The sequence below is a fragment of the Trichlorobacter sp. genome (assembly GCF_030247655.1).
Lineage (GTDB): Bacteria > Desulfobacterota > Desulfuromonadia > Geobacterales > Pseudopelobacteraceae > Trichlorobacter.
On record NZ_JAOTRZ010000008.1, the window covers coordinates 1 to 20,844 of the forward strand.

The 20,844-nt window shown below is 55.7% G+C and carries 17 protein-coding genes; 15 read left to right on the plus strand and 2 right to left on the minus strand.

Translation table 11 applies throughout. The features are described from left to right. Positions 1-384 (minus strand): NAD-dependent epimerase/dehydratase family protein (locus tag OEL57_RS01350; protein WP_300736024.1); only part of this gene is annotated, 384 nt, incomplete at its 3' end. Between the two features lie 17 nt (positions 385-401). Next, positions 402-845, minus strand: coding sequence for a YqaA family protein (locus tag OEL57_RS01355; RefSeq protein WP_300736080.1), 444 nt, complete (start codon positions 843-845; stop codon positions 402-404). A 120-nt stretch (positions 846-965) separates the two neighbouring features. Here OEL57_RS01355 and OEL57_RS01360 point away from each other — a divergent pair, with 120 nt between their 5' ends. From OEL57_RS01360 to OEL57_RS01430, 15 genes are all read left to right on the plus strand, one after another. Next, positions 966-1,964, plus strand: a complete 999-nt coding sequence (locus tag OEL57_RS01360; RefSeq protein ID WP_300736025.1) for a helix-turn-helix transcriptional regulator — start codon at positions 966-968, stop codon at positions 1,962-1,964. Positions 1,965-2,021: 57 nt separating this feature from the next. After that, positions 2,022-3,158: a class I SAM-dependent methyltransferase gene (locus OEL57_RS01365; RefSeq protein ID WP_300736026.1), complete on the plus strand. Its 1,137-nt coding sequence runs from the start codon at positions 2,022-2,024 to the stop codon at positions 3,156-3,158. After that, positions 3,155-3,796 (plus strand): HAD family hydrolase, encoded by a 642-nt coding sequence (locus OEL57_RS01370; protein WP_300736028.1) that lies wholly within the window; start codon positions 3,155-3,157, stop codon positions 3,794-3,796. Before OEL57_RS01365 ends, OEL57_RS01370 begins: the two co-directional genes overlap by 4 nt. 112 nt (positions 3,797-3,908) lie before the next feature. Next, positions 3,909-6,005, plus strand: coding sequence for a methyl-accepting chemotaxis protein (locus OEL57_RS01375; RefSeq protein WP_300736029.1), 2,097 nt, complete (start codon positions 3,909-3,911; stop codon positions 6,003-6,005). Between the two features lie 20 nt (positions 6,006-6,025). Further along, positions 6,026-6,433 (plus strand): bacteriohemerythrin, encoded by a 408-nt coding sequence (locus OEL57_RS01380; protein WP_300736030.1) that lies wholly within the window; start codon positions 6,026-6,028, stop codon positions 6,431-6,433. Between the two features lie 117 nt (positions 6,434-6,550). Beyond that, positions 6,551-9,760, plus strand: a complete 3,210-nt coding sequence (locus tag OEL57_RS01385) for a hybrid sensor histidine kinase/response regulator (RefSeq protein ID WP_300736032.1) — start codon at positions 6,551-6,553, stop codon at positions 9,758-9,760. Then, positions 9,757-11,277: a glycogen synthase gene (locus tag OEL57_RS01390; protein WP_300736035.1), complete on the plus strand. Its 1,521-nt coding sequence runs from the start codon at positions 9,757-9,759 to the stop codon at positions 11,275-11,277. The genes OEL57_RS01385 and OEL57_RS01390 overlap by 4 nt, the downstream gene beginning before the upstream one ends. A gap of 34 nt (positions 11,278-11,311) precedes the next feature. Beyond that, positions 11,312-13,234, plus strand: coding sequence for a transglycosylase domain-containing protein (locus OEL57_RS01395; protein ID WP_300736082.1), 1,923 nt, complete (start codon positions 11,312-11,314; stop codon positions 13,232-13,234). Positions 13,235-13,394: 160 nt separating this feature from the next. After that, the gene (locus OEL57_RS01400) at positions 13,395-13,697 is read left to right on the plus strand and encodes a hypothetical protein (protein WP_300736037.1); all 303 of its coding nucleotides are present in this window, start codon (positions 13,395-13,397) and stop codon (positions 13,695-13,697) included. 14 nt (positions 13,698-13,711) lie between these two features. Further along, positions 13,712-13,981: a hypothetical protein gene (locus OEL57_RS01405; RefSeq protein WP_300736039.1), complete on the plus strand. Its 270-nt coding sequence runs from the start codon at positions 13,712-13,714 to the stop codon at positions 13,979-13,981. Next, the gene (macA, locus tag OEL57_RS01410; RefSeq protein ID WP_300736041.1) at positions 13,953-15,119 is read left to right on the plus strand and encodes a macrolide transporter subunit MacA; all 1,167 of its coding nucleotides are present in this window, start codon (positions 13,953-13,955) and stop codon (positions 15,117-15,119) included. The genes OEL57_RS01405 and macA overlap by 29 nt, the downstream gene beginning before the upstream one ends. Positions 15,120-15,121: 2 nt before the next feature. After that, positions 15,122-17,083, plus strand: coding sequence for a MacB family efflux pump subunit (locus OEL57_RS01415; RefSeq protein WP_300736043.1), 1,962 nt, complete (start codon positions 15,122-15,124; stop codon positions 17,081-17,083). A 5-nt stretch (positions 17,084-17,088) separates the two neighbouring features. Next, the gene (locus tag OEL57_RS01420; RefSeq protein ID WP_300736046.1) at positions 17,089-18,492 is read left to right on the plus strand and encodes an efflux transporter outer membrane subunit; all 1,404 of its coding nucleotides are present in this window, start codon (positions 17,089-17,091) and stop codon (positions 18,490-18,492) included. A 72-nt stretch (positions 18,493-18,564) separates the two neighbouring features. Next, positions 18,565-19,956, plus strand: a complete 1,392-nt coding sequence (locus OEL57_RS01425; protein WP_300736049.1) for a UbiD family decarboxylase — start codon at positions 18,565-18,567, stop codon at positions 19,954-19,956. Then, positions 19,953-20,810, plus strand: coding sequence for a 4-hydroxybenzoate octaprenyltransferase (locus tag OEL57_RS01430; RefSeq protein WP_300736051.1), 858 nt, complete (start codon positions 19,953-19,955; stop codon positions 20,808-20,810). Before OEL57_RS01425 ends, OEL57_RS01430 begins: the two co-directional genes overlap by 4 nt. The last annotated feature ends 34 nt before the right edge of the window (positions 20,811-20,844 follow it).

Genomic DNA, 20,844 nt, shown 5'->3' on the forward strand with positions numbered 1-20,844 from the left:
CCCCCGCCATTTGGTGCGATGGTAGCCGGAGACCGCGTCAAGGCGTGTTCCCAAGGCAGACATCTGCAGATAACGTAGCACTCCTGCATGCTGCGCTGCCTGCACCATGCAGGCGGTGGCCTCCACATGCAGACGCTCAAAGGTAATCCCTTTGGCAGGAAACTCACGGATGATCCCCACCAGATTAATGGCCGCATCGCAGCCTTTCATGGCCTGCTGATAGCTTGACGGATCAGTGACATCTCCCTGGCAGAGCGTTATCCCCGGCTGTACCGAACCTGACCCGGCATGAGAGAGCAAAATCAGCTCATACCCACGTTTCAGTAGTTCTGTGGTTAAATGACCACCGACAAAACCGGTGCCGCCAGCAATGAAGATCTTCATTGGGTTACCTCCATGGATTATACCGCTCCTGCAGCCACGCGCAGGGTCAGCCAGGCCACTGCTACATATCGCGCCAGCTTGCCCACCCCTGCCAGCAACAGGAAGATTGGAAAGCGAATCTTGAGCAGTCCGCCTACCAGACAGAGCGGATCGCCCACCACCGGCAGCCAGGACAGCAGTAATGAGAAACTACCGTAACGCTGATACCATGACTCGGCCCGTTGCCGCTGCTGGTCACTGATCCTGAATAACCGGGCCAGCAGCCAGTCACCGCCATAGCGACCAATCAGCCAGGTGGTGCAGGCCCCCAGTGTGTTACCTGCTGTGGCGGTCAGTACGCTGGTGGCAGGGTCATAGCCCTTGACCAGCATCAGTACCAGCAGCCATTCTGAACCAAGTGGCACCAGGGTCGAGGCCAGAAAACTGAGCGCAAACAGGGCAGGATAGCCGGGCTGCTGCAGAAACGGAAACTGCGTGACCAGATATGTCAGAAAGCCGTTGTCAGGGAGCACAACATCACGTACCTTTGTTTAGATGCTTCAGTATACCTGAGTTTTTTAGTAAAACAACCGGGGGAAACGATGAAAACCAGAGGCAAGCCAACCGGCCATTACACCCAGGCAGCACGTTTGCACAATGTCATCCGTCTGATTGAGACCCGTAATGGTATCACGCTGGATGATCTGGTGGAGGAAACCGGTGTTGATCGCCGCACCGTGCATCGGGATCTGGTGGCGATTCAGCAGGCCGGTTACCCACTGATCGCCAAGAGGCAGGATGGGCATAAGGTGTACCGCTTCCTGACCAATACCCGTCAGGTGGCTCCGATCACCTTTACTTTGGATGAGCTGGTGTCGCTGCACCTGTTAAAGGCCTGTGCCGGACTGTTGCCGCCCGAGCCGTTTGGGGCCGAGATTGATGCCATCTTTGCCAAGATCCATGCCTCATTACCACCCCGCTCTGTGGCCCATCTGGAGCGGATTGCCCGGGTGTCACTACCCCGCTTTCAGGGGGGCAAAACCTATGCCGGGTCTGCCGAGCTGTTGTCTGAGCTGCGTCGGGCGTTGCTGTACCAGTATCGGGTTAAACTGTCCTATAGCCGCAGTGGCAAAGAGGCTGCGTTGTATGAGATCGATCCCTATACATTGGTGCTGGCCAAAGGGGGGCTCTACCTGCTTGCCCATGCCCATAATCGTAGGGCTGTACGACTGTTTGCGGTGGAGCGGATTGTCGGCTTGACCGTCACTCGCCAGCGTTTTGAAATGCCGGATGAGTTCAGCCCTGAACATCACTTCAGTGACGCCTTTGGCCTGGTGTCTGATCAGCCGATGCAGCTCAAGATCCGTTTTGACGCTGAGGTGGCCCATATGGTGCGGGACCGGGTTTGGCGGCCAGACCAGACCATGCTGACCGAGCCGGATGGCTCGGTGCTGCTTTTCTTTGAGGCAGCCGGTTCGCTGGAAATATTGGCCTGGATACTTTCCTACGGCCGACATGCAGAACTGTTGGAACCTCCTGAACTACGCAAGGAGTTGAAGCGTCAGATCAAGGGGCTGCGTGAAATCTATCGTAAGAAATGAGGCAAACTGAACTTTGATTCTTGACCCTGATTCCGTGTCCCTGCATAATTCACAACCATGACTACTATGACCTTAGACACCATTATTGCTGACCGTATCCGCGCCACTGGCCGGATGACCTTTGCCGACTACATGACTGCCTGCCTCTATGAACCGGGCCTGGGCTATTACACCTCACCGGGCCGCAAGGTTGGAACTGAAGGGGATTTCTACACCAGCATTACGGTGCATGCCACCTTTGGGCGGGTGATTGCCCGTGAGATCGCTGCCATGTGGCGATCCATGTGCTGCCCGACTGACTTTACCCTGGTGGAAGTGGGGGCTGGTCATGGCCGTCTTGCCTGCGACATCATGGATTTCCTGGCAGAGCAGCAGCCGGACTGCTATGCCGCTACAAAGCTGGTGCTGGTTGAGCAGGAGCCGTCCCTGGCCGAGGCTCAGGCGGCCCTGCTGGCCAAGCATGGTGATAAGCTGTCCTGGCTCTCCCCAACAGAGTTGCCGAACTTTCGTTTCAGTGGTGTGCTCTACTCCAATGAACTGCTGGATGCCATGCCGGTGCATCGGGTGTTGATGGCCGAACAGGGTTTGAAGGAAATTTACGTTACGCTGGATGGCGACCAACTGCAGGATCTGGCTGATGTGCCGTCTACCCCGGCGCTCGAGGCATATCTTGAACGCTTTGGGATTCCGTTGCACCCCGGGCAGGAGGCTGAGGTCTCTCTGGCTGGTCTGTCCTGGTTTGAAAACGTAGCTGAATGTCTCCAAAATGGTTTTATCCTGACCATTGACTATGGCTGGGCCAAGGCCGAACTTTACTCGCCCCAACGTAATCTGGGCACCCTACTCTGCTATTACAAACATACCGTGGAAGATAATCCGTACCAGCGGCTGGGCCAGCAGGATATCACCACCCATATCAATTTCAGCGCCTTGATTGAGCGTGGTGAAGAATTGGGCCTTAAACCGCTCTGGTTTGGCGAGCAGTCCCGCTTTTTGCTGGCTGCCGGGGTGATTGAGGAGCTGGAGGCGATTGAGGCATCAGACCTGCCGGAAAAAGACAAGTTGAAGCTGCGGTTGACCATCAAGCGTCTGATCATGCCGGAAGGGGGGATGGGTGATACCTTCCGGGTGCTGGTGCAGTCCAAAGGGGTGGCAGAGCCCAAACTGGGCTGTCTGCGTGGTATCAGCCTGTGAACCGGGATCTGATCAAGGCGATTGTGTTTGATCTGGACGGTACGCTCTATGTTTCAGAAACATTTGAACAGATAATCTGGGAATCTGCTTCACGCTATGTTGGTGAGTTGTTGGGGGTGCCGCCAGCAGAGGGGGGCGCGCGTCTGAAGGAGTTGCGTCAACGCCTGACCGATGAGCGGGGCACCGTACAAACCATTGCCGTGGCGATAGAGACCTTAGGCGGTACGGTGCCGGAGCTGCACCGCCGCTTTGCAGAAGAGCTGGACCCCCATGACTACATTCAGCCTGATCCTCGCGTCCTGCCGTTGATTTCGGCGCTGGGACAACGGTATGTCTGCTGGCTACTGACCAATAACAATCAAACGTTGACCAGCAAAATTCTCAGCTGCCTGGATCTTGAACAGGGCTTCCAGCGAGTAATCACCATCAATGACACCTGGCGGCCAAAGCCTGACCAGGTGGTTTTGGATCAAATTCTGACAGAGTTGTCGTTTCCTCCTGAAGCGGTGCTGTTTGTTGGTGACCGTTATGACATTGATCTTCGCTTGCCTGAGCAGCTCGGCTGTCCGGTGCTTTTGACCAAAACCATTGATGAACTTATGCAACTGGAAGTCTTACTGCCCACACATCTCATTTAAAACAACGTTATTGTCTGCTTGCTTTTTCTCAAACAGCGGTTTATGGTAGTCGGCATACCATACCGCAACCGGTCAACACTGCGTACTTCCTATATCCGTGGAGGTGTTACCAATGTTTAAAGCCCGCCTTACAGCCAAGGTACTGATTGCCATCGCCGTGACTCTGTCCATCGGCTTTGCCTGCCTTGGCGTCTTAAGTCTTTACCTCTCCTATACCTCCATGCTTGATCTGCAGCGCCATAGCGCCCGTCAGGCCGCTGCCAACGTGATGCGCGACCTGATTGAACTGAAGATGAAAGGTGATTTTTCAGTTTTTAACAAGTATGTGGATGAGACGGTCAAGGACGGCGGTGCTCTCAAAATTCAGTTGTTCCATGCCGATGGCAAGCAGTATAGCGGGAGTGAGACCAGTGAGTTGGTCAAACAGGCGGTAGAGGCAGGTGCGCAGAAAGAACAGAATATCAGTATTGACGGGAAGTCAGCCCTGGTTCTGGCTACCCCCCTTGCCAATGAAGCCCGTTGTAATGCCTGCCATGCTGCCGGCCCCAAATTTCTGGGGGGACTGCAGCTGGTCACCTCGCTGGAAGAGGGGGTTGCCAAGGCAAAAAAACTGGCCCTGATTCTGACCGGTGTGGGGGTCTTTTTCTTTTTCCTGATTATCGGTGTGCTTTATCTGTTGATTTCTCGGCTGGTGGTGCGACCGATTCGTGAACTGTCCGCCCAGGTGGAAGATATTGCCAAGGGCGAAGGTGATTTGACCAAGGTGCTGCCGATCCGTTCCGATGATGAGATCGGCCATCTTGCTGGTGAAGTCAACCACCTGACCCAGACGGTACGTGAAATCATCTCTTCACTTTATCAACAGGCCTGTCAGCTGGGCGGGCATACCTGTGAACTCTCCAATGCCACCGAGCGGATTGCCAAAGAAGTGCAGGATCAGATGGAGCATGCCGATACGGTGGCCACTGCTGCAGAGGAAATGAGCAGCACCATCCAGAACGTGTCTGAAAACACCCATCAGGCTGTTGAGCTTTCAGCAACGGTGGACAGTGCCGCAAGCGCCGGTCTGGCAGTGGTGCAGGAAACCTGGCTCTGCATGAGCAGTGTATCAGAGAGTGTTGAATCAACCCTGGCTGGTATTGCCGAACTGGAGCGATCTTCTGCCAGTATTGGTGACATGCTTTCCCTGATTGAGGATATTGCTGACCAGACCAACCTGCTGGCCTTGAATGCAGCCATTGAAGCGGCCCGTGCCGGTGAGGCGGGACGGGGCTTTGCCGTGGTTGCCGATGAGGTTCGTTCGCTGGCAGAGAAGACTACTAAATCCACCAAGGATATTGAGCGGGTAGTAGCCAAGATCCAGCAGGAAAGCGGGCGTGCGGCAGCCAGTATCCGCAAGGAAAGCGCGTTGGTACAAACCGGGCTGCAGCAGGCTGAAGAGGCCCGCCGCCAGTTGGAAGAGATTAAGAATTGTGCCTCAAGCTCACGTATGATGAGTGAGCTGATAGCGGTTGCAGCAGCAGAACAAACGACGGTAACAGCAGAGATATCTTCTAAAATTCATCATGTGTCTGATGCAGCTCACGGTACCAACCAGATGATGAAGGCCAATATGGAGACCTTTGTCCGTTTTGCCGATACGGTTGAAAATATCTATGGCACGGTGGGGCGCTTCTCGGTGGGTAACTACCATGACCAGGTCAAGGCCTATGCCGCAGAGCTGTCCAGTGGTGTGCAATCAGCCATTGCTGAGGCGATTAAAAACGGCACGTTGTCCGAGGCTGACCTGTTTGACCGCAACTATCAGCCCTATTCTAAAAAGACCGTTCCTCCCAAATTTACCACCCGTTTTGACGGATTCTTTGACCGGGTTATCTCGCCAATGCAGGAATCCATTGTTAATCGTGACAGTCAGATCGCCTATGCTATCTGTTTTGACAACAACGCCTATGTCCCCTGTCACAACCTGCGCTTCAGCAAGCCGTTGACCGGCGACAACACGGTAGACATGGCTAATAACCGTACCAAGCGGATCTTTGGTGACAACACCGGTATGCGGTGCGCCAAGAATACCGATGGGGTCCTGCTGCAGACCTATCGCCGTGATACCGGCGAAATTCTGAATGACCTTTCAGTGCCGATCTTTATCAATGGCAAGCATTGGGGTGGCATCCGTTTTGGCTACAAGGCCCCGTGCAGTTTGAAGTAACGGAACATTAAGGAGGTTTTATGCCATTGATGATCTGGGGGCCGATGTTTGAAGTAGGAGTAGATCAGATAGATACCCAGCACCATAGGTTGTTCAATCTGGCTAATGAACTGGCCGATGCAGTCAGAGAAAATAAGGGGATGCTTCCGCTGGGTAACATTCTGAATGAACTTACCACCTATACCCAGACCCATTTTGCATTAGAAGAAAAGCTGATGAGCCTGCATGGCTACCCGGCCACTGTAGAACATAAGATCTGCCATCAGGAGTTGGTTAAAAAAGTCGACGATTTTAAACGCGCCTTTCTTGCTGGTGACCCCACTATTGTGGATAGTGCAGTGCGGTTTTTTACTGAATGGCTGTCCAAACATATCATGGAGGTTGACAAGGCGTTTGCCCGTGACCTGATCAAAAAAGGGCTAACATAGCCTTTGCCTTCCTGCTTGGGGGCGAAGCCTGAGCCCCCTCCGCAACCCTGATGAATATACTTTAATTACTGCTTGAATTTCTTGCATTTTCGTTTGGTTGGGCTAAACTCGCTCAATATGCCTAATCATCCCTTCACTATCACTACTCGTAAAGCCATCCTCTGGGCATTGGCAGCAGGCTGTTGCGGCTTTCTGCTAAACCGTTTTCTGCAAGTTGAACTGTACTATCGCCTGGCATTACTGCTGGGCTCTGTCCTGCCGCTGGTGGCCCTGAATCTGCTGGGTTGGCGTTTTGGGGTTCTGGCTGGCGTACTGGCCGCTTCCAGCACCCTGCTACTTTGGCAACAACCGTTTCCATTCCTGATCCTTTTGCTGGAGATGCTGGGTGTAGCCCTGCTGACCAAGCGCGGAATGCGGCTAACCCAGGCAGTTATGCTCTATTGGTTGGCAATCGGGATACCACTGGTGCTGCTCTGCTTTCATTTTTTGTTGGGTACCAGCCTCCAATCAGCCCTGGTTTTTGCACTTAAATTCGGCTTGAACGGCGCCTTTAATGCCCAGATTGCCGCGTTGATCATTGTGGCAATCAGATTTCAACGTTTTAGGGAGACCAGAGCAGCGGAGCACCGCATCTCCTTTGCAGAGGCCTTGACGCTGCTGGTAACTGCTGCAGTTTATATCCCCCCCATGCTGATGTTGATGATCGGTCTGCGCGGGGCTGAAAAGCAACATCAAGCCGCATTGTACAGAGCGTCGTCACAGGTAACCGAGGCAACTCAGACCCTTCTGGGAGACTGGCTTAAACAGCGTCTTGATTCGGTAAGAGCGGTAGCACAGGCGGTGTCCCTGCCACTTACCGCCTCAGCAGACACCAGGCGTGTGATGGCAATCATCAAACAAGGTGATCCTGAACTACTGCGCATCGGCCTGTTTGATAGTCAGGGACATGAAATTACGCATCTGACCGATAGTGGTGAGGTGGTTGGCCAGCGCCTTCTCCTTGATCGTCCCCATGTCACAGAGCCGCTCAAAAATGGCATGCCCTATCTGGGGTCGGCTACGCAGCTGGCCGGCAATCATACGACGGGAAAGATATTAGCGGCACTTGGTCAGCCTATTATTCGTGAGGGTCGCCTGGAGGGTGTTGTTACCGCAGTCATACCGCTTAATCGCTTGCAGGAACGCTGCGATTTTGTCGCTTCCCGCCGTCGCGTAACGTTACGTCTGCTTGATAGCGCTGACAAGCCGCTGGCCATCTCCACCGGCAGTACCGGTCCGGCACCGCCAAAAGGCATACGTGTCATACACCCCCCGAAACAGCCAGGGGTGCCCTGGCTAGAGGTAATGTCCAAAGCTCAGCTGGTAAACCGGGTGCCCCTTACAACCACTCAGCAGTGGGATCTGGTGGTAGAAGTACCCTACCGTCCCGGTTTAGAAGAGATCAATCAACGCGCCATTAAAGAGATGAGCATGATTATGGGGTTGATGCTACTGGTCTGTATGGCTTCGCGAATAGCCACTAAAGGATTGTCACTTTCCACCTTAAAACTGCGCCAGGTCACTGAGCAGCTGCCCTGGCAGATCAGTCGGGGAACTATACCGGCCTGGCCTAAGCCAACGTTTCTGCGTGAGGTTGATGCCTTGAGCAACAATGTTAAAGAGATGGCCGAGAGCCTGAGCCAAACCTTTAACGAACTGAAGACAGTGAATGACCAGCTTGAATACCGGATTGAAGAGCGTACCCGCGAGCTGGAAGAGGCAAAGCAGGCGGCTGAAACAGCAAATCAGGCAAAGAGCCGATTTCTGGCGGTTATGAGTCACGAAATACGCACCCCGATGAACGGCATTATGGGAATCAATGCGCTGCTAAAACAGTCAGAACTCAGCACTGAGCAGCGGGAGCTGCTGGAGCATGCCTCAGACTCTGCCGATGCCCTTCTGCTGATTATTAATGATATTCTTGATTTTTCCAAGATAGAGGCCAAGAGGTTGGAGTTGTGCCTTGCGCCATTTAACCTTGGCAGGCTGGTGGAATCGTTATGTACAATGTACCAGGCCGTTGCGAACAAAAAAGGGTTGAGACTGATCTGCAGCTATAGTAACGAGCTGCCGGAGAGGGTACTTGGCGATCAGGATCGCTTGCGCCAGGTCTTGACCAACCTGCTTAATAACGCTATCAAATTCACACACCAGGGTGAAGTGACACTGACCGTAGCACGGCTTTGTCCTGATGATGAAGATGGCAGGTTCCAGATAGCTTTTCAGATACAGGACAGTGGTATCGGTATAGCCCTGGAAAAGCAGGAGCGGATCTTTGATATGTTCAGTCAGGCTGACAGTTCTACCACCCGGGAGTTTGGCGGCACCGGCCTGGGGCTGGCAATTTGCAAAAGTCTGAGCAGCCTGATGGGGGGAACCATTCAGGTCGTATCAACGCTTGGTATCGGCTCAACATTCCTGCTTATGTTGCCGTTCTCCCCGGTTGTCTGCCAAAGAGAGCCGGATAGTAAAGAACTCCCGATCAATGAGCCGCTTCCACGTATGAAGATTCTACTGGCAGAAGATCAGGCTATCAATCGTCTGGTATTGTGTCGGCTGTTGACAGGGGCGGGCCATCAGGTGGTGGCGGTTGAAAATGGACGCAGACTGCTTGAGGAACTGAGCAAAGAAAGCTATGATCTGGTTGTTACGGATATTTCCATGCCTGAAATGGACGGCTTCCAGGTGATCAAGGCTATCAGGGAGCATCATCTGCCAGGCATTGATCCGGCTATCCCGGTTCTGGCTATGACGGCTCATGCCCTTGATGAAGACCGCGAACGGTGCCTGCAAAGTGGCATGAATGGCTATCTGTCCAAGCCGGTGGATGTTGAGAAACTGATGACTGCACTGCGACAAGTCCGACCAGGACAATACGGGAAGGGGACCGAAATGGTCATGAATAAAGCTGAATTTGAGACCACGCAACAGAGTACGCTAGCGGACGATCCGCTTGACCGCGAATATCATCGCAAGAATTATCTGGCCCTTGGCTGCGGCGATGTGTTGCTGGATGTCTACCGTATTTATCTGGAGAGCGCCCCGTTGAAGGTTGAGCAACTCCGTGCCCACCTGAAAACAGGAGATCTGGAGCAGATTATCAGTCTGTCCCACGGACTCAAAGGTGAATCGGGATCGGTTGGAGGGCGGTTCATTATGGTGACGGCAGCTGCCATGGAAAAGGCTGGCCGTGAAGGCAATCTTGAAGAGGCAAATAGGCTGATGTCAGAGTTGGAGCATCAGTTAGAACGAGTTGTGGCTGCAATTCAGCAGGAGCTTAAGGCGTGAAAGAGCGTAAGGGGCAAGGGGCAAGGGGCAAGGGGCAGGAAAAACCACTAAATATTCTGTTTGCCGCTTCGGAGGCCGCGCCCTATGCCAAGACCGGTGGACTGGGTGAGGTGGTGGGTGATCTGCCCCGCTATCTGCACGCCATGGGGCATGATGTGCGGGTGGTGCTGCCCCGCTATTACAGTATTGATCCTGAACGTTACGATCTAAAACTGTTGTCCGGCAGTCTGGTGGTGCCGATGGGAATTATCGGCGAGATGTACTGCGGGGTCTGGGAAGGCCGCCTGCCCAAGAGCGATGTGCCGGTCTATTTTCTGGAACATCAGGGGCTTTATGGCCGGGCTGGCATCTACGGCGAGGAAAACGTCGGGTTCATGGACAACGACAACCGCTATGTATTCCTCTCCAGGGCAGCCCTGGAATTACCGAAAATGCTGGGCTGGCAACCGGATATTCTGCATGCCCATGACTGGCATACTGCAGCGGTACCGGTTTTTCTGAATACCAGCTACAAAAATGATCCGCTGGTGGGTAATGCCGCCTCAATCCTGACCATCCACAACATGCAGCATCAGGGTGACTTCTATCCCGGCCTGATGGAGGTGCTGGATATCGGCTGGGAGTATTTTACCTTCCTGGGGTTGGAAAAGGATGATCAGGTCAACCTGCTGAAAGGTGGCATCTACCACGCTACCCTGTTGAACACCGTTAGTCAGGGCTATGCCCGTGAGATCCAGACACCGCTCTACGGCTGGGGCCTTGAAGGGGTGCTGCAGGAGCGGGCTGCTGATCTGTACGGTATCCTGAACGGTGTTGATTATAACGAATGGAACCCGGCCACTGATCCGTATCTCCCTGCCACCTACACCGCTGATGACCTGTCCGGCAAATTGACCTGCAAGCGTGCCCTGCAGCGGCGTTTCGGTCTGCCTGAGATAGATGTACCCCTGTTCGGGATTGTCTCCCGCATGGTGCCCCAGAAAGGGACTGACCTGCTGGCCGAGGCGATCCACAGCATGATCAAACTGGATCTGCAGGTGGTGGTGGTGGGCAACGGCGAACCATGGGCGCACTTCTTTTTTGGCGGCATGGCCCATCGTCATCCTGAAAAAGTTGGCTGCTTTATCGGCTACGACAATGCCCTGGCCCATCTGGTTGAGGCTGGATCAGACTTCTTCCTGATGCCCTCCGCCTTTGAACCCTGCGGCCTGAACCAAATGTATTCGCTGGCCTATGGCACCCCGCCAGTGGTGCGTGCCACCGGTGGTCTGGATGATAGTGTTGAAAACTTTGATGAAGCAGCCTTAACCGGCGATGGCTTCAAGTTCTGGACCCAGACCGCTGCTGCCCTGTACGATACAGTGGGCTGGGCTACCTGGACCTTCTATAACAATCCTGAAGGACTGGCTGCCTTGCGTAAAAACGGTATGGCGAAAAGGTTTACCTGGGAAGAATCAGCCCGCAAGTACGACATCCTGTACCGGGAGGCATTACGGAGGAAACGCGGTGCAGCCTAGATCGCTTTGTCAGTACGTTGTTGCTATATGCCTGATGGTTGTATTTGCACCGGTTGCACAGGCCTATGAGTCGATTGCCGCCTATCCAATCCTCCCAGCTGGCTACCATTCCATCAAGGTCTTTGATAGCCAGAGTCGTTTTGTTGGACGGTTGTTACCTGAAAAACGCTACTGGGTCACCATTGACCGGATCCCCCTCTTTCTGCAAAAGGCGATTGTTGCGGTTGAAGATGCCCGCTTTTATGAGCATGGCGGCGTTGATCTGCGTGGTATCGCCCGGGCAGCGGTTAAAAACGTGGCAAAAGGCCGACTGGCTGAGGGTGGATCCACCATCACCCAGCAGCTTGTCAAAAACAAGTATCTCAGCAGTGAAAAGAGCCTTGACCGCAAAGTCAACGAAGGCTTGATGGCACTTGAGCTTGAAAAGAAGTACTCAAAAAAGCAGATCCTGGAGATGTACCTGAACGAGATCTACTACGGCAACGGTGCCTGGGGCATTGCGCAGGCTGCCCGGATCTACTTTGATAAGGCACCGGAAGAACTGACTGATATTGAGTGTTCCTTTCTGGCAGGTATTCCCAAGAACCCTGGTCGTTATAACCCGTTGGGTAAACCGGTTGATGTGGCCAGGCGGCGCTCCATTGTGCTGCAGCGGATGGTTGATGTGGGGGTACTCTCCAGTAGTCAGTTGCGTCAGCAGACCAGCCATACCGTAGCGCCGGTTCCTCCTAACCAGGCCCCCTGGTACCTGGCGCTGGTGCATGCAAAACTGGTTGAACGCTATGGTCCGGCGGTCTTTGAACAGGGAGGGCTTGAGGTTACCTCGGCCATGGACCTGGGCTTGCAACTTAAGGCAGAGCAGATCCTCCATGACAGTGTTGTCAAGCTGTCACCCCAGCTGCAGGGCGCACTGGTTGCGGTTGATCCGGTCAGTGGAAATCTGGTGGCAGCTGTCGGTGGCACCAGCTATCTGAAGGGTGGTTTTAACCGTGCCATCCAGGCCAAGCGTCAGCCAGGCTCATCTATCAAGCCGTTGATCTACGCGGCTGCCCTGGAACAGGGGGTTACTGCAGCAAGCCTCTGGAATGACGTTGCAGTCAGCTATCCTCAAGGTGCTGGTGAAAGTTGGACTCCCCATAACTATGATGGCAAGTCTCACGGTATCATGACCTTGCGTCAGGCTCTGGCAAGCTCAAACAACGTGATTGCGGTCAAGTTGCTGGAGACCATTGGCATTCCCGCCTTTACGGAGGTCGCTGCAAAAAACGGGCTGGCCCTGCATGGCAACAACCTCTCGCTGGCACTGGGCACTGAAGAGGTAACCCTGCATGACCTGGTGCTGGCCTATGCGCCGTTTGCAACAGGCGGGGTGCGTACTGAGCCGCGCTCCATCCTGCGTATTTACGAAACCTACCGTAAAGTCTGGTTTGAAAACACAACCAGCAGCAGTCAGGCTCTCTCACCGGCCACCGCCTTTATTACCACCAGTATGTTGAAGGACGTGCTGATGAGCGGTACTGCCAGGGGGCTGAAAAAGTTCAGCCAGAAATACCCGGCAGCAGGCAAGACCGGCACCACCAACGACTACCATGATGCCTGGTTCATCGGCTACACTCCGCAGTTGGTGGCGGGGGTCTGGGTCGGCCATGATCAGCCAAAGTCCGGAGGTAAGGGGTTTACCGGCGGTGCAGTGGCAGCGCCGATCTGGGAGCGGTTCATGCGACAGGCCCTGGTGGGCAAACCGGCTACCGACTTTGTCCGGCCTGATAGCGTGGTTTCAGTGACCATTGACCCAACCAACGTCTTGCTGGCAACACCAGTCTGCCCAGTCAAGCGGGAGGAATTCTTTGCCAGCGGTACTGAACCGGATGACTACTGCCCCATGCATGGCGGCGAACCGGCGGCTGCTCCGCCAAACATACCACCACCGCCTCAAGTCCCTGTCCCCAAGCCGTAGAGCCCTTTGATGCAGTCTGCCGTCAGGTACTCTGCATTGGGCTGCTTTACAAAACTTTACCTATCCCGCCTGCCTTTTAACCCAGATATCCCCTTACAAAGAGTAGAGTTTTTCCTGAACACGAGATGCCTGAAACAGGCATCGTGCAAAGGAGATACCCATGACCGCCAGCCACAGAAAACAGCTCGTCACCCTCTGTCTGTTTAGTGCCATGATCCCAGCGCTCTGTTGGGCTGACAACGACAGTAACAGACCGCCCTGCGGTGAGCGCAGAAGGCCACCCCAAGAAGCCTTTGATGCCTGTAAGGGTAAAACCGAAGGGGCGGTCGTTACTATTTCAACCGCCCACGGCAGTTTTAAGGCTACCTGTAAGAACTTTGCGGGTTCACTGGCAGCGATGCCGGAATGTGCGCCACCACCACCGCCGCCGCGAGACGGCTATGGCCCGCCGCCGGAACGATAGGGAACGGTATATCTATGGCCAGTTATGAACAGACCTTTCTGGAGCAGATCACCCATCTCCACGGCCAGGATTTTTCTGGCTGGCAGGGCTGGCAGTTGCTGATGGAGTGGATCAAACGCCAGCCATGGAAACTCGAGTTTTTCGGAGAGGCAAAGATCCCGGCTCGTATGCTGCATCCCCCTACGCTGGTGACGGAGTTAACCAGATTTCTTGAAGGAGCACCAGAACCGGCAGTACCGGAAGAGAGCAGCCCAGATGTCCAGACGCAACCTGATACTGAGTAGTACCATTGTTCTTGTCCTGTCTGTTGTAGGTCTGTTTTTATGGAAGCAACAGGCTGCCCAAACAGGGGTCAGCTACCTGACTGCCACGGCTACCCGGATGGATATCGAGGATCGGGTGCTTGCCAGCGGTGTGTTGTACGCACTCAAGACGGTGGAGGTGGGAGCCCAGGTTTCAGGGCAGTTGAAGAAGCTGCATGTGGCATTGGGAGACAAGGTCAAGGCCGGGCAACTGCTGGCTGAGATTGATCCGGTGCTGCAGCAGAATACCCTCAAGGAATCCACCGCCCAGATTGACAACCTGCAGGCCCAGAAGCGTTCTAAGCAGGCGCTGCTGCATCAGTACGAGCTTGCCCTGCAGCGCCAGCAGCAGATGGCCGTAAAGGACGCAGCACCAAAAAGCGATCTGGAAAGCGCCCAGGCCCAGTTGGATTCCACCCGTGCCGAGATTGCCGCGCTGGATGCCCAGATCGCCAAGGCCAGGATCGCGGTTGATACGGCTAAGGCCAATCTGGGCTACACCAGAATCGTCGCCCCGATGGATGGTGTGGTGATCTCAATTGTCACGGAAGAGGGGCAGACCGTTGTGTCGGCCCAGGCAGCCCCCACCATCCTCAAGCTGGCTAATCTGCATACCATTACGGTCAAGGCCCAGATCTCCGAGGCTGACGTTACCAAGGTCAAACCTGGTCAGCCCGCCTACTTTACCACCCTTGGTGATAGCACTACCCGGCACTACGGCGTGTTGCGGGCGATAGAACCGGGCCCCTATACCACCAGCACCAGCAGTGCGGTCTATTACAACGGCCTGTTTGAGGTTCCCAACCCGGAAGGGAGGCTGCGGGTCTCCATGACCGCCCAGGTCTCAATTGTACTGCAACAGGCGAAACAGGTGCTCTGCATCCCGTCCGGCGCATTGGGGGAACAGGAGAAGGATGGCCGCTATCTGGTGAAGGTGCTGCGTAACACACAGCCGGAACTGCGCCGTGTTCGGATCGGTATCAATAATCACAGTCAGGCTCAGGTGCTGGAAGGGTTACAGCAGGGTGAGTCGGTGGTGATAGGTGACAGCGCTTCAGTTCCTAAAACCGAAAAAACCAGCAGCATGCCGCAGGGGCCGCCGCCGGGCGGAAGACGCTAGCCGTGCCGCGACCACTGCTTGCACTTACCGGGCTGGGGCGCAGTTTTGCTGCCGGAGATCAAACCTTGGCGGTGCTGAAGGACCTTAACCTGACCATCCAGAGCGGTGAGATGGTGGCCATTATGGGGGCTTCCGGCTCGGGTAAATCCACTCTGATGAATATCCTTGGCTGTCTGGACCGGCCCACGCAAGGCAGCTACTGTATTGATGGTCAGGACACGGCCAGTCTGGATGGCGATGCCCTGGCAAAGCTGCGGCGTGAGTATTTTGGGTTTATCTTCCAGCGCTACCACCTGCTGCCCCATCTGGATGCTGTGGGTAATACCGAGATACCTGCCATCTACAGCGGCATGGGAAAGGTTGCACGTCGAGAGCGTGCCCATACCCTGCTGACCCGGCTGGGGCTTGAGGATCGCTTTGAGCATCGTCCCGGTCAGCTTTCCGGCGGCCAGCAACAACGGGTCAGCATCGCCCGTGCCTTGATGAACGGCGCTGAGGTCATACTGGCTGATGAGCCGACCGGTGCCCTGGACAGCAAGAGTGGCCAGGAAACCCTGGATATCCTGCATGAGCTGCATCGTCAGGGCCAGACCATCATCCTGGTGACCCATGATCTGCAGGTGGCCCGTCATGCCCAGCGGATCATTGAATTGAGTGACGGGGTGATTGTCAGTGATCGCCCCAATCCCGGGGCTGCACCTTTGCAGAAACAGGAACGGTCCCGGAAACCCCACCTGTTAGCCGCTGAACAGGCGCTTGGTGCCACCTGGGGGCGCTTTGTGGAGGCGTTCAAGATGGCCCTGATCGCCATGGTTTCCCATCGTCTACGCACCCTGCTGACCATGCTGGGGATCATTATCGGCATCACCTCGGTGGTATCGGTGGTGGCATTGGGGCAGGGGGCACGTCAAAAGGTGATCAATGATATCAGCTCCATGGGCACCAATGTGATCGATATCTACCCCGGCAGCGACTGGGGTGATGACAAGGCTGACAGCATCCATACCCTGGTCCCCGGCGATCTTGAGGCGCTGCAGTCGCTGCCGTATCTGGACAGCGTCACCCCCGCCACCAGCAGCAACCTGTCCGTGCGCTACACCAACATTGCCGCCAATGCCCGGATCGAAGGTGTGGGTGCCCGTTACTTTCGGGTGCGGGGCTACGAACTGGCCCAGGGTACCGCCTTTCAGGAAGCCGAGGTACAGCGGCAGGCGCAGGTGGTGGTAATCGATCAGAACAGTGCAAAGAAGTTGTTTGCTGCCACAGAAAGCCCGCTGGGCAAGGTGATCCTGATCGGTAATCTGCCCTGCACCGTCATCGGCGTGACCAGGGAAAAGGAAAGCCCCTTTGGCAACAGCGGCAACCTGAGCCTCTGGCTGCCCTATTCCACGGCAATGGGCCGTCTGTTTGGCCAGACCTATTTCAACTCCATTACGGTCCGGGTGCAGGACAGTGTCTCCAACCAGATCGCAGAACAGAGCATTATCAGGCTGCTGACGTTGCGGCACGGACTCAAGGATTTTTACACCAGCAGCAGTGATACAATTTTGAAAACCGTTAAAAAAACCACCGCCACCCTGACCCTGTTGATCTCCGCCATTGCCGTGATCTCGTTGGTGGTGGGCGGGATCGGGGTGATGAACATCATGCTGGTTTCAGTTACCGAGCGCACCCATGAAATCGGCATCAGGATGGCCGTTGGCGCCCGCACGTATGACATCCTGCAGCAGTTTTTGATTGAGGCGGTGCTGGTCTGCCTGATTGGCGGACTGATCGGCATCCTGCTCTCCTTTGGTACTGCCAGAATCTTTGCGCTGTTCGTAACCGCCATCACCATGAAGTTTTCCCTGCTATCAATCATCGTGGCGTTTCTCTGTTCAACCCTGATCGGCGTGCTGTTCGGCTATCTGCCGGCCCGTAACGCTGCCCGGCTTGATCCGATTGATGCCCTGGCAAGAGAGTAGCCATCATGCCCCGTCTGCAATTTCATCTTTTCGGCTTCATCCTGGCGTTCTGTGTGATTCTGCTGCTTAACAGCTGTAGTCTGTTGCCCCGTACTGCATTTTACCGGCCCCAGGTGACGCTGCCTGCTGCGTGGCAGCAGCAACAGGCTGTTGATGGTGCTGATGTTGCCAAGGAAGGGGCCTGGTGGCAGGGCTTCAACGACCCGCTGCTTGATCAGTTGATTGAACAAGCCCTGCGCAGTAACAACAATCTGGCCGTGGCAGCCATCAAGGTTAGGAGGGCACAGTTGCAGGCAGGTCTGGCAAACACCAATCTGACCCCGTCTCTGAATGTGGGGGCAACCAGCAGCCTCAGCCAGGACCTGACAAACAGAAATACGACCCAGAACCATACCGTTACCGGGCAGCTCAGCTACGAGCTGGATCTGTGGGGCAGGCTGGCCAGTATCCGCGATGCCGCCCGTTGGGAAGCAGAGGCAACAGAGCAGGATCGTCGCAGCGCAGCACTGTCCCTGATCGGCACCGTTGCAACCGCCTATTGGCAGGTTACCTGGCTGAACCAGCGTATCAGTCTGGCCGAGGCAAGTCTTGCTGCTTCTGAAAAGACCGTGCAACTGGTGCAGGCAAAATATCAGGCCGGCGCAGTATCCGGCATTGATCTGGTCCAGGCAGAGCAGGCGGTTGCCTCCCAGCAGGCCACTCTGGTTCAGTTGCAGCAGCAACGTATTGAAGCGCGCACTGCCCTGGCAATTCTGTTTGATCAGACCCCGCAGCAGCATCTGCCGGAACAACAACGTCTGTCGGAACCCGCCCTGTCGACCATCAAGGCAGGATTACCGGCTGAACTGCTCGGCAGACGACCAGACCTGCGGGCAGCAGAATTGCGCCTGCGTGAATACCTTGCCAACGTGGATGCCAGCCGGGCCGGTTTCTACCCAGCCTTTACCCTGACCGGTAGCCTGGGCAGTAGCAGTATCAGCCTGGAACAGGTCCTGAAAAATCCGGTGGCTACCCTGGGTGCCGGGCTGACCCTGCCGTTTCTGCAGTGGAATACGGCCAAACTGACCGTTGCAGCATCACGAACCAACTATGAAGAGGCGGTGATAAACTTCCGGCAGACCCTGTACAAGGCGCTTGGCGATGTGGAGAACAGTCTCGCTGCAGTGCGTAGCTATCAGGAGCAGGGAGCCTGTCTGGAGCGTGCCCTGCAACTGGCACAACAAGCTGAACAGCGTGCTGCAGTCCGCTATCAGGCCGGGGCCACCGGCGTACAGGCCTGGCTTGATGAACAGGAACGTTGCAGGACAGCAGAGATACAGGTTCTGGAAAACCGGTTTAACCGTCTTAAGGCTCGCATGACACTCTATCAAGCCCTTGGTGGTGGCATGATGCAGGAAAATCCGTCCTGAAATTGGATTGACAATCCCTTGAAAGCCCCTATCCTCTCCTTTTGTCGCGTGTGACACACAGGAGTGATTCCCATGCTTTCATCCCTGCATGATTTTATCGAACATCTTGAACATCTGCATGACCTGCAAAAGGTCAGCGCACCGGTGGCAACCCGTCTGGAGATCGCGGCCATAACCCGCCGGATCAGCAGCTACCCAAAAGGCGGCCCTGCCCTGCTGTTTCAGCAGCCAGACCAGTATCCCTTTCCGGTGGCCACCAATCTGTTTGGCTCATTGCGCAGGATGCGGCTGGCTCTGGGGCTGGATAGCCTGGAAGACCTGACCACTACCTTTGGCGCGATTTTGCAGACATTGCCTCTGCAAGGATTATCCGGCCTCGGAGAGTTGCTGGCAAGCCATCCTGATCTGGCCTGCTGCAGGCCGGTGGCGGTAGCGGACGGTCCCTGTCGGGAAGAGCTGGTGCCAGGGGCAGATCTGCAACAGTTGCCGTTTCTGCAGAACTGGCCCGATGACGGTTCTGCAGCGGGTAGTGGGCGTTATATCACGCTGGGGCAGGTCATGACCGTTGCGCCGGATGGCAGTGACCCCAACTGCGGCATCTACCGTTGCCAGATCCATGATGCCCATAGCCTGGCTATCCGCTGGCGTCCCGGCAGCGGGGCGGCACAGCATCACCAGCTGTATCTCAGGCAGGGCAGACGCATGCCGTTGGCGATTGTGCTGGGAGGCCCGCCTGCCCTGACCCTGGCTGCTGCCTGGCCGTTGCCTGATGGTCTGGATGAATTAGGTTTTGCCGGTTGGCTGCGGGGTGCATCGATACCTACGGTGGGCTGCCCCCATGGTCCGCTGCAGGTTCCAGCCGAGGCAGAGCTGGTGATTGAAGGTTTTGCAGAGCCTGGGCAGACGCTGCTGGAAGGCCCCTTTGGCAACCATACCGGCCAGTATGATCCGGCTGGTCCGGCAGTGCGGGTGACGGTGGAGCGGATAACCCACCGCCGCAGGGCGATTATACCGGCCACGGTGGTGGGTCCGCCTCCCCAGGAGGATTGCTGGATGATGCTGGGCTGGGAGCGGCTGCTGGCTGCGCTGTTGCCGCGTCTTGTGCCGGGGGTGCGGGATATCAGGATGCCACTGCCCTGGGTCTTCCGTAGTAGTGCGGTCATTTCCCTTGAAAATCCGTCTCCCCACATGGTACGAAAAACTGTTCAGGCCCTGTGGCAATTGCCCTGGTTTCGCAAGGCCCATCTGTTGATCATGGTGGATGCCGGGATTGCTGCCCACGACCTGCAGCAGGTGGCCTGGCGAACCGTCAATGAAACCGGTTGGCTGGATGACCTGATCAGGGATGAGGCTGGCGGTCGGCTGGCCGTGGATGCCACCCGCCGTTCGGTTGAAGCGTTACTGCCTGATCCGGGCACCGATGGCCTGTTAACACAACGTTGGAAGGAGTATGGTCTGCCATGACCGCTGTTCTGCAAAAAATAACCATCTTTATGGAGATGATCAAATTCTCCCACACCATCTTTGCCCTGCCGTTTGCCCTGTCCGGCGCACTGCTGGCGATTCGCGGTCTGCCCAGTGGCAGACAACTGCTGTTCATCATACTGGCTATGGTGGGGGCCCGCACCGCTGCCATGGCCATGAATCGGCTGATTGATGCGGATATTGATGCAAAAAACCCCCGCACTGCCGGGCGTGCCATTCCGGCCGGTCTACTCTCCCGTGGTGCAGTCTTTGGTGCCATTGTCCTGTCCGTAGGGCTGCTGCTCTGGTCTGCAGCCATGCTGAACCCCTTGTGCCTCAAGCTCTCCCCCATCGCCCTGGGCTTTCTGGTGCTTTACTCCTACTGCAAACGGTTTACTGCCCTTGCTCATATCGTATTGGGGATCTGCCTGGCAGCTGCGCCAATCGGGGCCTGGGTGGCACTTACCGGCAAAATCGAGTTGCCTGCTATCGTGCTGGGTCTGATTGTGCTCTGGGTATCGGCCTTTGATATGCTCTATGCCCTGCAGGATCTGGAGTATGACCGCTCCGTTGGCCTGCACTCCATACCGGTGGCGCTGGGTGTCAATGGATCGCTCTGGCTTTCGCGCCTGTTCCACCTGATTACGGTCGGGCTGTTGGTCTGGTTGATCCTGCTGCTGGGGCTGGGGCTCTGGTTCTGGATCGGTACCGGCGCCATGACCGCCATGCTGTTGTATGAACACTGGCTGCTGCGGGGTGGCGATCTGACCAAACTGGATGCCGCCTTTTTTACCATGAACGGCTATATCAGCCTGACCTTTCTGGCTGCCACGGCAGCGGATGTCTTTCTGTAGGGCGGGTTTGGAACCCGCCCCTACGGGGGTTTCT